Genomic DNA, 13,418 nt, shown 5'->3' on the forward strand with positions numbered 1-13,418 from the left:
GGAGCCAGACATGACACGTGCATTGGGAGTTCCCGCGCTCGCGGCGTTGTTGCTGTTGGGAGGTTGTGAAGGCGTAGGCCCCGAAGATGCCACGGCGCCCGTGGGTGAACTGGGCGTCCATGAGGGGGCGGTGGGTGAGCTGGACTTGAGTGTCGAGGACGTGGTGGCGTCGTGCCAGGCCACGGCGTTGACGCTCTCAGGGGTCATCCAGAACCACGGGGCCACGGGCATCGCCGGTTCCACGGCGGCAGTGTATGCGGGCGGCACCGGCGCGGGCGGCACGCGACTGGGCACCCTCAGTGTGCCCTTCCTGGTGGGTGGAGAGCGCTTCCCCTTCCAGCTCTCCTTCACGGTGCCGGAGGGCACCCAGCGGGTGGTGGTCGTCGCGGACGACGACGGGGTCTTCAACGAGGACAACGAGGCCAACAACGTCGCCGCGGTCGACTTCTCCATTCCCTGTGCGACGAACCAGGGTCCGGTGGCGCTCTGTCGAAACGTGACGGTGGTGGCGGACGCTGCCTGCCAGGGCGTGGCCTCGGTGGACCACGGCTCGCATGACCCGGACGGCTTTCCGGGTCCCTTCAGCGTGACGCAGCTTCCCTCGGGCCCGTTCGCGCTGGGGACGACGCCTGTGCAACTGGACGTGACGGACGGGGCGAGTGTGAACACCTGCTCCGCGACGGTGACGGTGGTCGACACCACGGCGCCGGTGCTGGGGGCCAGCCGGGGGCGCGTCCTGACGCCGTCGGTGGGCTCGGACTACGTGCTGGTGTCACTGTCGGACTGCGCGCTGCCGGCGGTGGACAACTGTGGTGGGGAGCTGCCGCTGGCGCAGGCGGGCACGCTGTTGCGCGTCAGCTCCGACGAGCCGAACGATGCGCTGTCCCTGCTGCGGCTGCTTGCGTGTGACGACATCAAGCTGACGGCTGATGGCAAGTCCGCGCTGGTCCGCGCGGAGTCTGCGCTGCTGGGCAACGGACGCGTCTACACGTTCACCTACGGCGTGAAGGACGCGACGGGCAATGAGACCACGGGCACGTGTCAGGTCCGCGTCCCCGCGCTGCTGGGCAATCCCGCGGTCGACTCCGGGGTGACGTACTGCCAGGGCGTGGGTTGTCCCTCGGGAACGACGGGGCGCGGACTGCTCTGCTCCCTGCTGTAGTCAGGTCGTCGTGAGGGCCCGCCTGGGAGGACTCCGGGCGGGCCCGTGCGACGGTGACGAATCCCAACACACTCAGTGCTTGCCCAGCGCGGGGAGCCACACCTCGAGAACCCTGCGCGGCATGTTCCCGTACTTTCCCTGCAGCCCGATCACACGGACGTTTCCCCTGAGCGCCACGCCCTTCTCACCGAGCACCTGCTGAACAAGCGCTCCCACCTTGTCGGCGAGCTGCTTGTCATCGGCGTGGAAGTAGCGAACGTCACCCGTCGATGACGCTCCTTCCGTGAGGATTTCGGGACTCGGAACCCCGTAACCCTCACCGTCCAGCGCCAGGGAAAGTGCTGAGGCTATCGACCTGTCGTTCGGGTCCGCGTAGTGGACGAACACCCGTGTTCGCTCCGCCTGGGCCGCGGCAACCAGCCTGCGCGCGCCAGCCGGCACATCCGAGGCCGGTGGCCCGGACTTGATGGCCTCCGCCAGATGCACACGCGGCGAGGGTCTCTCGACCGTTTCAGCCTGTGCCGACACCAGGCTCAGCTCACCGGCGGAGCCCGCGCTCTCGGCGAGCGCCACCCGAATCTGCCCGACCAGACTTTCTGGAAAGGCGGCAACCAGGACGTTGCGCTTCAAGATGCGCTTCTTCGCATCCTCTCCGAAGATGGCCTCGTCATTGAGCTTCAGATACTCGAAGAAGTCCTTGCGCCACCCATTGTCCAGCTCACGTTCCGCTTGAAGCTGAGCAAGCTGTAGCTCGCGGTCCTTCTGTTCCTTCGCGAGCGCGAGTTCCTTCTCCTTCGACGCCACCGCCACCCAGACCTGGACGCCAGAAATCAGGATTGTCGCCACCGAAATCACGGCCCCCAGATTTCGATTGAGAAGCCCCTGGCGAGAGGTCGACGTGGTCCGCTCATGCTCGAACCGCTTTTCCTCGAGCAGCACCCGCCTGCGCTCCAATTCCAAGCGCTCACGCTCCAGGCGAAGCTGCTCCTCTGAAGGCGTCTCTCCAGTTTCGCTCATATGTCCCCCCGGGCAATCAGCGCCGTCGGGCAGGATACTTCAAACTCACGTCCCGCTCAAACCAGGCCCCGGCACAGTGCGCCGACGCGAGGCTGCCGCCCTGGTAGACTCACCAGGTCGGGAGGAGTCCGCATCCATGTTCTTGTGGTCCGCAAGAACAGGCCCGGCTCCAGTCAGTCATCCACCTGCGACAGCAGTTGAGTGGTGACGCAGGTCCCCGTGGCCGGGCAGCACAAACTGCACTTGAATTGCAATTGCCTCTTAAATTGCAGAAGATGGCGCCAGCTTGGTCGTCCTCCGCTCGCACACCTTCATGACAGGGGACTCACCATGAAGAGCTTGAAGCTGTTGCTGTTGAGCTGCGCCGCGGTGTTCGCCATCGGGTGTGGAGCGGCGCCGGCCGAGGTGTCCGATGAGCAGCGGGAGATGAGCGTGTCCTCGGAGACGCTGTCGACCTGCACAGCGTCCTGCGCAAACGGATCCGTCAGTTGCCCCTCGACGGCGACGACCTGTAGCGCGACGAACAACGTGGGCGTGACCTGTGACGGCGTCGCCATCGCCTGCCCGACAACGCCCCCCAATCCCCCTGAGCCGACGTGCAGCGCTCCACAATGCTCGTACATGGAGCGCCAGGCCTGCTCGTCTACTCAGGGCGGTATCGTCCCCTGCTGCACAGACGGCTACGAGTTCTACTGCCGTTGCATCGGGAAGTGGCGCTGCGACATGGCCCTTACGCAGTAGCCTCTGCCACCGCTTCGTCAGCGATTGTACTCGCCGGTCCCTCCCACTCCGAGCACGGAGGACGCCAGGCGGAGGGCGACGTTCAGACGTCCATCCTCACAGGGAGCGCCAGAGGGTGCACTGAAGCATGGCTGGCCGTTCCGCCCCATGGGCCTGTGGGCCCATGGGGCGGAGGTACACGCACGTCAGGGCGTGCAGCGCGCGGTGGCGAACGAAGCCGACGCGAGGAAGCGCCCGAGGCACCCCGCCGATAGTGACGGCGGGGGCCTTTCTCAGGCGTGAACGGACAGGGATTGCGACGGCACGGGAGCGCATACGCCCGAGGCTGACCTATGACAAGAACACCGTCCGCCCCGCGCTGAGGCCGCGCATCATCTGCGGCCCAAGCTGATGACGATGATGATGGTGGTTCCGTTCGGGCACCTGAAGACGATGACGATTCTTCGGCGCATGAGCATGCCCTGGACATCCTCGATCTCCGTCCGGGCCTCGACCTGGGTTCGCTCGAAAGGGAGCGGCTTCGGAACGGTGACCGAGAAGGTCTGGAACGTCGCGGCGACCCGAGCGACCTCCTGCCCATCCTGGTCGACAAGCCCCACCGTGCCTTCGTAGGAGCCCTCGCGGATGTCCTCTTCGTTCGCATGGGCGTTCAACGCATAGAAGCCCGCGGGGAGATCGAGCTCCGGCGCATCAACATAGACAAAGCCGACATCGACCCCATTCGGGAACTCCGTCGCGGGAACCTGCTCGAAGCCCGCGATGCTGGTCCCCGCGAAGGTGACATTCTCCGCGGTGGTGGTGACAATCTGCTCCTTGTTGATGGAGATGCCACGCTCATCCGCGGCGCTCGCCAGCTCCGCCGCAAGGTCGGTGCAGGCCATCGCCGGAAAGGGTTTGACGGTGACAGGCCGCAAGTACGTCGCAAGGCGACTCTCTCCTGCCCAAGCGGAGCTGGACACAAGGAAGAGCGCCACAACAAGGCTCGGGAGGCGGATGACTTGGGGATTCATGGATGGGTCCTTTGCGCAATGACTGCTCAGCCAAACAGGGACACTGCCGAACCAGGGCCACAACACGCCCAACCGCACACGTCTGCAACGCCTCCTTTCTCCCGGATCGGGACGACAGTCTTCATCCTCATTCCCAAGACAATGTTGCCTTTCGGACGACCCACGGTTCGCTATCTCCATGTGCGGCCTCCTGCGCACAGGAGAGGATTTCGCTTGAATCGAAAGCCTGCGGCACCCGTGCGTCGTCCAGCTTCTTCGGGACGATGCCCTCCGGGCACAGCAGGCGCGGCATCTGGCCGGAATTCCCGAAGGCGTCGCAGTACGCGCGCGGCGATTCGACGGCGAAGGGGCACTACGGCGCGTCCTGGTTCTCGACAGAGTGCTCGGGACGCGCTCGAATCACGGGGAACGATGGCCACCCATTCGCCGCCGAGGGAGCGGAACTCCCATGACGAAGCTGAAGTGCCCACGGTGCGGTGACCCCAGTAATGAGGCAGGTGGAGCCCCCGGTGGCTCAGTCGCCTGCTCGAAGTGCGGCGACGTGGCGCCCCTGGACAGCCGGAGGCGCCGCTTCGTCGTTCTCGGAGTATCTGTCGTGCTCTGCGGGGCACTCATCGGAATCGCCAGGACGCAGGTCCTCCAGTTCAAGAGACACAACACGCACATCGAATGCGAGGCGACGCTGAAGGCCCGGTACCTGACCCAGAAGGCATTCCACGACGAGCGCGGAAGGTACGACCCCGCCTTCGCCAACGTCAGCTTCCTGGCCCACGAGAGCAGCCGCTATTCATACTTCGCGGGCACCGGTCTAATGGCACGGTCCGATGGCACGCAGGAGGCACGAAGCAACAAAGCAAAGATGACGGGCGTGACGTTCTGGTGGGAGTTGCCTCCACGCGCGGCGGTGTCCGTGGAGCAGCTCCCTTCCGAAGTGAGGGCCCAGTTGGGCCTGTCCGGGACGTGCCCACGGTGTGAAATCACCGCGGCATGCGCGGCCAACCTGGATGACGACGACACGCTCGACGTGCGGGTCGTCTCCACCGGACCACTGGCCATCACTGGCCCAGAGGGCTCCACGGTGTCACCCGGCATGCCTTCACATTGGATGGATGACCTCGACGACTCCTGAGCGCCACCCTCCGTGCCCAGTCGAACATGCGCGGAGGAGGATGAGCAGGAGGCGTCGCACCTCCTGCTCGAGACGCGGCGGTTGAAATCAAGAGCCGAGCCTATCGCCCACTCCCATCAAATCTGGGAACAAATCCAGACCTTACCAAAAGAGCAAAGACACTCCCCCGCCGTGCCCGCGGAGTAACAGCAATCCCGGAACTGCCCCGCCGTCGGGCAAGCTTTCCCATTGAGGCTCTCACACAGAGACACGCCCGGGCACCCTGTTGGCACGGGAGGAGGACACGCCGTGAATACCCCATTGCACGTCACGCCCTGGAAATCCGTCGAGGAGCAACTCGTCGTGGACATGGGGCAACTGACCGTGCCGGTGGAGCATTGGGCCGTACAGCTCGCGAGTTCCTGAGAGACGAATTCAAATTCCTCACTGCTGCTTGCGCTGCCATCCGAGGAACCTCCACAGGCCATGGCTCCCACCAACATCGCACTCAACGCAGCGCCGACGAAATACTTCACAAGCATTGAACCCCCAGGAAAAGAGCAAGAATAGAAGGGATGAAGAGGGTCCGCCTATCCCAGGTTTCTGGGATTGGGAGATGGTGGAGCGGTCCCCTCGGCGCCGGCCATACCCTTTCGCACGAAGGACTGAAGCTGTGCGATGTTCGGACAATCAGGAGGGGAAATTGAAATTCAGAACCATCATCGCGCTAGCGCTCTCCCTGCCCGCCACTGCTGCTTGCGCGCAGACAAAAACACAGCAAACCACAGCGACCCTGAACCTGGCGCCGACTTCGAGCCCCGCGACCACCGAGAGCACTCAGGCCGAGGCGTCGACAAGGAGCCTCATCGCTCTGTCACAGACGGAGCTCGACACGAGGATGACGGCCATTGGTGCCACTGGCGAGCTCTCGCCTGGCGGCTCTGACTGCGGCCAGTGGCAGCCGAAGCCAGAAGTCACCTGCTCACTCCAGTGCGGCAGAGGAGACTTCGCGGGCGAAGGAGATCCGACCTGGTCTCAACTCAACGCGGGCGCCAGCTCGACCTCGTATAAGGCAACGAAGTACTGCAGCGGGGAGTCCAACGCGCAGGCGCGCTGCCAATCGAAGAGCGTGCGCTCGACGCACCTTGTCGTCGCCACGTTCAATGCAACGGCCCAGAGATTCGGAAGTTGCAGTGGCTGCGCTGGGAGCACCGCGAACGTCAAGCCGACGTGGCGAACGATGCTCCGCCTCGGCGCGGGCAAGCAGACACTCTCGCTGAGGCTGGTTTCCAGTCGCTTCGTCCCGAATGGAATGCGGTGCCACCTCAGCGTCGGAGACGCGGCGAACCCAGGGGGCCACTGGGAAGCGACCACGAATGACACCCATGCTGAACAGGGCTTCATGGCATCACACGTGAGCGGCGACACCCCCGTCGTCATCGACTGCAAGCCCCTGGTCCAGGCCAGCGCGTACGGATGCCCACAGAACTTCGATAATCCGAAGCGGCAAGGCTCGTTGGTCATATCTGTCGTTGCAGGCCCCTAGTTGCCGGTGCCACTCACCTCGACTCCCTGGGGAAACAACCCGCCTCCTCTCCAAGAAATCGTGCGATGTCCGTTACACAGTGACCGAGGCCGCAACCACGTGGAAGGCCACGGGCGCTGTGGAATCCACGCAAAGGGGAACCATGAAGAAGACACTCTTGGCGGTGTTCGTCGGACTTTGCTTGGGGGCCGGTGTGGCCGTCGCAGCCGAGTCCCACGCGGTTGCGGAAGGGCAAGCATCAGCGGAACAACGGCTCGCGCCGTGCTGCGGTGACTGTGACTACCTCTACGATGAATGCATCGCGGGATGTCTTGAGGGGGACCGCGCCTGCGGACGGAGCTGCATGTTGGGGTGGAACCGATGCCTTGCGACGTGCGACTACGCATCCTGCATCTGACCACAGCTCAAGCCGCCGTTCCGGGTGCTGATTCCTGTTCAGGGTGACAGGCGGTGACGCCGGCCGGAGCGGCGGCCCTTTAGCAAGCGCGTGGCACGAAGCAGCCCCAGAACATCACCGTGCCCCCTGGCAGGCCCGCTCAGGGAGCTGTTCCCGCGGAGACCTCTTGGTGGCGACGTATAGCCGCCAGGAGGCACCCGCGCCCCGAGACTCTTCAATCTGCTGGATGAAGCTTCGCAGCAGCCCGGCGTGAAGGTGAAGCGCTCCCTCCCGGTCATCGTCGGAGGGAAAGCAGACAACATCCTTGCTCGGGATCCCGAGCAGTTGGGGTCGCTACGCGGCCTGGTCCTTCCTCGTCGGGGTGGATGATGGAGGGGCTCCGCCTCACTGCGGAGCGCGCCCACAGGAAGGCGACTCCCCCAGCTACAAGGAGCGCCCCGACAACCCCCGCCACGAGCCAACGAGTCGACTGCGACATGCGACACCTCCGGGCACCATCATAGCCGGGCGGACGGGCCCGCCGGACGCCGTCGTCTCCAGGGAGGCGACGTCCTCCCAGGCCCTGTGCAGGCCACACCACAAGGCTTCCATGACGGCCCTCTGTCGAGAAGCATCGCCCCTTCACGGCGTACACGGCTCCGGAAGGTGGGATGGCGTGCCCCAGACCGAGGAATCAGCCGGACGCAATCCGGGCACCCGTCCCTCGGCGCGCCTCCGGATGCCACCAGAATAACGGAGCTTGAGGCAATTCAACCGCTGCGATGGGATGTAGCGATTGAGCACGCACCATGTGACAGCGCCGCAGGGGGCGCGCCATAGAAACGCCGTGATGCCTCTGCGGCAGGCGGGCCGGCCTTCTCGCTGGCGGACGACACCTCCACGTTCAGCATGTGGGCGACGTCTGCCAGCGCTGTCTCATTGACCGTGGTTCGCTCCTCATGGACGACAGCCCACACCAGGCGGCCCAGGGCTCCGAGGAGGTGATGCCGGCGCGGGCGGACCACCCATGCTTTGGAGGGAACGACGAACGTGAAGGACTTCCCCTGGCGGGACTGGAGAGATGCGTGGAGGAACTCGTTGCGCTTCGGGTAGGACTACAACTTCGAGCGTGATACCGGGCCTCAAGCCCTAGCCGCCACCACTCTGCGCGTGACACAATCTGCAATTGTATTGCACCCGTAAAGGAGGACGCATGAAGCGCATGACCAGTAGCCTGTTCGTACTTGGCTTGCTCGGCTGCGGTGGGGGCATCGACGGCACACAAGACCTGCCAAACCCACAGCTCGACGAGATCGAGCAGGGAGAGGGCGAGCAGCCCCCCGTAGGCGCGCCGGGAGAGGACGAGGACCACCCCTATTGCGACGAACTGCTCGTCGAGCCAGTGAAGTGCAAGCATCGGATTGCCCCACCCACTTTCCCGCGCCCTACGCCCACCCCCAGCCGTACGTGAACCGCGCACCGACGCCCGCCACGCGCTCGCGGGCGGCGGCCTCGGCGAATCCGAACAGCCCAAGGTCGGCGAGGGGCTGTAGCCGCCCTCCGCCCGCGCGTACCAGCCCGTGAGGGTGGACACACCGGTCGGCGCCTCCAGGTCGTCGACAGACCCAGCAGTAGCGGCGGCAAGGCAGCGCCGTCCACCGAACCGCAGTATCCTTGCCGGCGTCCCCCCAGGGGAGTCATGAATCGGCAGAGGGTGTTCGCGCTTGCAGTTGCCCTCCTCCTTGCCGGAGGCGCCGTGGCCTTTGTTGTGCTTCGCGGCGACACGGTGGAGGGGCAAGCCATCGCACCATGGTCAAGCGACGACTTTGCCTCTGACCTGGAGCGGCGCCCTGGGTGCTGGGTGAAGGTGAAGTCATCGGAGCCGGGGAAGTGCCCTCACGGCGTCGGTCGCATCTACAAGGGTGAGTGCTACATGGCCAACTGGGACGTCTGCGCGAAGTACTATTGAAGAGCTGGCCCATGTCCTGGAGCCGGATCGCTCGCCAGCAAGCGGCATTCGTCACCCCCTCGCGCCCCGCCGCTTCATGCCTCCGGGCGACCACCTCGAACGAGCGCTCCTCGAGTTCAACGCCCTCGGCGCGCCGGCCGAGCTGAAGCGCGGAACCGCTGCCCCCGAACGGGTCCAACACCATGCCGCCCATCGGGAAGGCCGCGATGCCCTTCCGGGCGCGGCTCCGAGCCAAAGAGAAGGGCCCCCTGGCTCGACGGAGAAACCATGCACGTCGCCGCGTCAGAGACCTGGACCCTGGGCTCCACTACACCGCGGACACGGAGAAAATCGCCATGGTGGAGTTCGTGGCGCGGCGGGTCGAGGACTTCGCCTGGATTCCCTCAGCGGCAGGCGGCGCATGCCGCGCCACCATGGATTCCACGCCGACCGTCAATCCACGGAGGCAGCACCTGGTGCCACCGTGCTGACGGGAGCATCCGCCGACCATCAGGCACGAACGTGGCGAAGCACAACGGCAGGCGACAAATAGTTGACTGGAGCAACTACTCACATCCCGCCACATGGAGTTCTCGGACTTGTCGTGATGCTCTTGAATTGCGTCCAAACTCCTGGTCGACAGGCGGACGCAAACCGAAGCGGAGGCAACCATGGCTACCGTGGGACTGCGTCGTTGTGCGTTGTGGGTTGGATTCGTGTGGGTGATGGCGTGCGGAGGCCCTCTCCCCGAGGCGCCAGAGTCATCCGATGCCATCGCCCACGAGGAGATGTCCATCGAGAGCGCCGTACCTGGAGCCGAACTCGCGTGCCCACTTGAGGTCGTGGAGGCCTGCGTTCCGGGCTGGTACACCTGCGGCGTCCGCTGCTGCAACGACACCCTGTGGGACTCTCAACAACTATGTGGCAATTGCCTCACATTTGCACACCGAAGGTGCGTAGACCAGGGCGGCCCGAAGCGAGTTCGCTGGACGCCGTAGCACACCGCACGACCCGCCCGGACACCGCCGACCCGTGAAGTCGCGGATGGCACCTCCGGGCTGGTCATTCCGCCTCCACCTGGTCACCACTGACTCCGAATGCCGTGGTGCCGGATTCCGCCTGGCCGAGATGCTGCGTCGCCTGGCCCTGGCCATCAACGCGCTTCACCTGCACATGTCGACGCGGGAGCGCATCATTCCGACCTCCGCAGGCAGACCAGGTAGAAGCCCTGATACGGTGAGTTCGTCAGGGGGTCGGCATGGATGCATTCCCGCTGTGGTTGGGCATCACCTTGAGCGGTACCGTCATCGTCCTCGTGGGCATCATCTTCTCGGAGCGGCGCGAACAACTGCGACTCCAACGCTGGGTCCAACCGCTTCGATGTCCGGAGTGCGGTGGGGAGTTCGCCCCCCCGTCGGTTGCCCGGTCTGCTCCGCCGCGAACGACTCCTTCACACGGCGCGTCCATCTCAGAGCTTCCAGCCCTGGTCCAGGCGACGTGCGCCGCGTGCGGACTCACCGCCGTCTTCACTGAGACGGGGGAGCCGAAGCGCACGTACCGTGCGTCTCCCGCGGACTGAGTCGCGAAGCCGGACAGAGAACCGGCCAGCCAGGAAGTGCCCATGTACGACTTTCTGTATGCCTTCACGCTGTGGCTGGCGCTCACCGGCGTCGGCATCCTCCTGCTGTTCGCCCTCATCGGTATCGAGAATCGCGGCTACGAGAAGGAGAGGAAGGCCCTGCTCGATTCTCTCCGCTGCATTGCCTGCGGCGGCGAGAGCGACCCTGACTCCATCTGGGGGCCCGACTCCAGTCGGGTCAGGCGGGGCATGCCACAGCCACCTCTCAAGGTCGAAATGACGTGTGCGACCTGCGGGCTCATCGCCATTCACACCGACAAGGGGGAATACGTGCGTACTGGCTCGCTCCTCCCAGACAGAGATTGAGCAAGGGCTCTTCACAGGGAACCTCCAGCACGACGCCCACAGCCCACGTCCTGGACGCTCTCGCGTGACGCCGCGAGTACTCGCGCAGCCCCCGCTGGTGCGCCAGCGACAGGCCAGAGCCGCCGCGACCCAGGAGGACAAGGCCGCTATCGCCCCTGCCCAGCGCGCACAGGGACTGCGTTACGGCTTTGCGCCCCGGCGCAGGTCCCGGTTTCCGCAGTCGGCCAGGTGGAACGTCCCCGGGCGGCTCATGCGGGAGACGACGCGGGCGCCGACGTGTGTGGCGAAGTCCGAGGGCCCGCCTTCCCTCCGCTGCACCGAAAGGTGGGTGGTGTACGCCGTCACCATGCCGGGCCTGTCCCGCCTGTCCACCAACTCCTCGAGGAGTTCCCGGTCGCGCCGGCCCAACTCCTCGCCCGGCAACCCATCGACGTCGTCCAGCACCAGAACGCGCACCCGGGTGGCTCGCTGGAGAAGCTGGTCGTCCTCCGCCTCATCCTCGCTGACGCGCTTCAGCTGCGACCAGCGCACGAAGAGCCCGGCGGACGCGTCCCACTCGGGCAGACGCTGGCCACCGCGCGTCTCGTGGCGCACCGCGGAGTGGAAGAGGTGGCACGCCCCGGCTGTCTTCCCCACTCCGGTGCCGCCAGACAGCAGCAGCGTGCGCAGCCCCTCCTGTAGCACGAGCCGCGCCGCGCGGAGGGCAGCCGTCTCCAACACCTTATCCCCGGTGAGGACTTCCACTGCCTCCGATGGGGCGGCGCACAGCTTCAGGTGCAGCGGCCACGCGTCGGCATGGGCGACCTCGAGCCGAACCCTCTCCGCCGCCTCGGCCTGCCGCAACTCCACCTCCCGCCGCTTCCAGTCAGCCTCGAGCTGGACCAGCCCCGCCGAAGGCTGCTCACGGGCCTGGGACATGGCCTTGCGCATCAGGTCCGCCAGCCGCTGAGGCCCCTGTCGCTGGGGCGCGGCCGGCGCGGTCTTCTCGTCGTCTCGGCTCACAGGCTGTCCACCACTCCTTCGTGGTAGTCACGGGGGTTGGGACATCCCCGCATGCGCGTGGATGACGTCGACCGCATCGCGGGCGTGGTGGTGGAGTTCAACTGTTCCACCAGGTCGCCCAGGTTGTCATACCGCAGCTTGAGTCTGGCGGGGACGTCGTGCCCTCGTCAGAGCAGCAGCTCGTGGACTCCGCCGCTGCCGGGGAGGGAAAGCCGCGTCCGGGTGGTTCCATCGTCGACATGCTCCCACCCGTAGTCCTGTCTCCTGGTTTCGCCAGAGACGCGCTCCACGTCGCCGAGCAAGGACCCGGCATCCAGCGCCTCCTGGGGCGGCAGCTCGCAAGGAGATGTCCGGCAACCAACCGATGGCTGGCGTTCAGCGGATGCACCCTTCCGCACACCCCACAAGGGAGCCGCCTCGCTGCCGATTTCGCCAAGGAGAACGAGCGCCAGGCGGCGCAGCGCGCCGAGCAGCAGCGTCAGCTCGAGGCCCAGGCGCCCACAGTGAAGCTCGCCGACGACTTCCTAGCCACCACGGCGAAAGCGAACGTCGAGTTCGCCTTCGAGCCCGGCCCTCCGCGGCTGGCCTTCCCGATCATCGAGTGATCTCCCCGTCCACGTGGGGAGAGCGGCTCCGGGCATCCCAAGCCCGAACGACACTCCTCGAGCGCTTCCGCTTCTTCGACGGCTTCGTCGTCGACTTGGATTCGGTCACTTCCGGGCATCGGCTGTGGGCGAGGGCGGCAACATGCCCCGCCACAACCCGATGGCGACACTGAGTGGGATGGATGAACATCCACCCCGCCGCGACACGCGAACAAGCAAGCCCCTGACGGAGACTTCACTCAAATCAGAAATCAACCTTCGATGGTGTGGCCAAGTCGAGAGACAGGAATCACATCACTTGGCTCGACACCAGACTCCCCAGTCCATGCATCCATGTCCCGCCGGAAGCGTAATCTTGTTCAAGCCCTCTAGATACCAGTACTTTTGGCGCCAGGTTCCTCTGGTACAGACATCATCGTCAGCCGCCAGCGTATTCCGATAGAACACGAACCCGCCCCAGTGCTGCCCCGTCGTCGGGTCATCGCTGTATGCGAAGAAGGGCTCAGAATTGTAGATTCTCTGCCCATAGGTCCAGTAGGTGCAGGTGACGCGAAGGGGCTCATCAGAGTTGACCACCATGCCATAGTCGTACTGTGCAGGCGGATAGCCAGGGAGCGTACACTTATCGCTCGCAAACTGACTCAAACTACCGCACGGAACCCAACCAGCAGCACGGGCCGGGCCTGAAGTGAGGGCAATGCCCGCCACAACGAGGCAAGAAAACGCGAATCGCCACTTCGACATGACGCGGTGCTCCTTTTGAAGGACTGCGGACCAATAACTATCCAGCCCCCAGGAGAATGCCATTACAAGCGCCACCACTGTGATTCGCCTGACGCTACTCACCAAGCCCTGTATTCCATTCAACTCCCACTGCGTCATTCCAGACAGGGAGGCACGCCTACCCCAGGCAGAGCCAAGTGTACGCGCGGTTGCCTGTTGATTCCGTTGTAGGGAA

The 13,418-nt window shown here is 65.1% G+C and carries 10 protein-coding genes; 6 read left to right on the plus strand and 4 right to left on the minus strand.

Annotated elements, in window-relative coordinates:
- Positions 1–10: 10 nt before the first annotated feature.
- Positions 11–1,162 (plus strand): CARDB domain-containing protein, encoded by a 1,152-nt coding sequence (locus HUA75_RS42890; protein WP_174489720.1) that lies wholly within the window; start codon positions 11–13, stop codon positions 1,160–1,162.
- A gap of 72 nt (positions 1,163–1,234) precedes the next feature.
- On the opposite strand, the gene HUA75_RS42895 is transcribed toward HUA75_RS42890, so the two are convergent.
- The 3 genes from HUA75_RS42895 to HUA75_RS42905 all read right to left on the minus strand — a co-directional run bounded on the left by HUA75_RS42895 (position 1,235) and on the right by HUA75_RS42905 (position 3,801).
- On the minus strand, positions 1,235–2,122 hold the full coding sequence (locus HUA75_RS42895) for a hypothetical protein (RefSeq protein WP_174489721.1): 888 nt from the start codon (positions 2,120–2,122) through the stop codon (positions 1,235–1,237).
- Between the two features lie 368 nt (positions 2,123–2,490).
- Positions 2,491–2,802 (minus strand): hypothetical protein, encoded by a 312-nt coding sequence (locus tag HUA75_RS42900; protein WP_174458901.1) that lies wholly within the window; start codon positions 2,800–2,802, stop codon positions 2,491–2,493.
- A gap of 489 nt (positions 2,803–3,291) precedes the next feature.
- Positions 3,292–3,801, minus strand: coding sequence for a hypothetical protein (locus tag HUA75_RS42905; protein WP_174489722.1), 510 nt, complete (start codon positions 3,799–3,801; stop codon positions 3,292–3,294).
- A gap of 724 nt (positions 3,802–4,525) precedes the next feature.
- Between HUA75_RS42905 and HUA75_RS42910 the strand changes: the two genes are divergently transcribed.
- The 4 genes from HUA75_RS42910 to HUA75_RS42930 all read left to right on the plus strand — a co-directional run bounded on the left by HUA75_RS42910 (position 4,526) and on the right by HUA75_RS42930 (position 10,853).
- The gene (locus HUA75_RS42910) at positions 4,526–5,059 is read left to right on the plus strand and encodes a hypothetical protein (RefSeq protein ID WP_174489723.1); all 534 of its coding nucleotides are present in this window, start codon (positions 4,526–4,528) and stop codon (positions 5,057–5,059) included.
- Positions 5,060–8,173: 3,114 nt separating this feature from the next.
- Positions 8,174–8,431 carry a hypothetical protein gene (locus tag HUA75_RS42915; protein WP_174489724.1) on the plus strand — a complete coding sequence of 86 codons (258 nt, stop codon included), beginning with the start codon at positions 8,174–8,176 and terminating at the stop codon, positions 8,429–8,431.
- A gap of 1,735 nt (positions 8,432–10,166) precedes the next feature.
- Entirely contained in the window at positions 10,167–10,487 is a 321-nt protein-coding gene (locus HUA75_RS42925; RefSeq protein ID WP_174489726.1) for a hypothetical protein, read from the plus strand.
- A 42-nt stretch (positions 10,488–10,529) separates the two neighbouring features.
- On the plus strand, positions 10,530–10,853 hold the full coding sequence (locus HUA75_RS42930) for a hypothetical protein (RefSeq protein WP_174489727.1): 324 nt from the start codon (positions 10,530–10,532) through the stop codon (positions 10,851–10,853).
- A gap of 180 nt (positions 10,854–11,033) precedes the next feature.
- Here HUA75_RS42930 and HUA75_RS42935 read toward each other — a convergent pair whose 3' ends face one another.
- Entirely contained in the window at positions 11,034–11,855 is an 822-nt protein-coding gene (locus tag HUA75_RS42935; RefSeq protein ID WP_174489728.1) for a hypothetical protein, read from the minus strand.
- 182 nt (positions 11,856–12,037) lie between these two features.
- Between HUA75_RS42935 and HUA75_RS42940 the strand changes: the two genes are divergently transcribed.
- On the plus strand, positions 12,038–12,460 hold the full coding sequence (locus HUA75_RS42940) for a hypothetical protein (protein ID WP_174489729.1): 423 nt from the start codon (positions 12,038–12,040) through the stop codon (positions 12,458–12,460).
- Positions 12,461–13,418 lie beyond the last annotated feature (958 nt).

The sequence above is a fragment of the Myxococcus sp. CA040A genome (genome assembly GCF_013336725.1).
Lineage (GTDB): Bacteria > Myxococcota > Myxococcia > Myxococcales > Myxococcaceae > Myxococcus > Myxococcus llanfairpwllgwyngyllgogerychwyrndrobwllllantysiliogogogochensis.

Excerpts from the sequence above, each read along its gene's own strand:
- HUA75_RS42925 (WP_174489726.1), top strand. The coding sequence starts at position 10,167 with ATGGATGCATTCCCGCTGTGGTTGGGCATCACCTTGAGCGGTACCGTC.
- HUA75_RS42905 (WP_174489722.1), bottom strand. The coding sequence starts at position 3,801 with ATGGCCTGCACCGACCTTGCGGCGGAGCTGGCGAGCGCCGCGGATGAG.
- HUA75_RS42900 (WP_174458901.1), bottom strand. The coding sequence starts at position 2,802 with ATGTACGAGCATTGTGGAGCGCTGCACGTCGGCTCAGGGGGATTGGGG.
- HUA75_RS42890 (WP_174489720.1), top strand. The coding sequence starts at position 11 with ATGACACGTGCATTGGGAGTTCCCGCGCTCGCGGCGTTGTTGCTGTTG.
- HUA75_RS42915 (WP_174489724.1), top strand. The coding sequence starts at position 8,174 with ATGAAGCGCATGACCAGTAGCCTGTTCGTACTTGGCTTGCTCGGCTGC.
- HUA75_RS42930 (WP_174489727.1), top strand. The coding sequence starts at position 10,530 with ATGTACGACTTTCTGTATGCCTTCACGCTGTGGCTGGCGCTCACCGGC.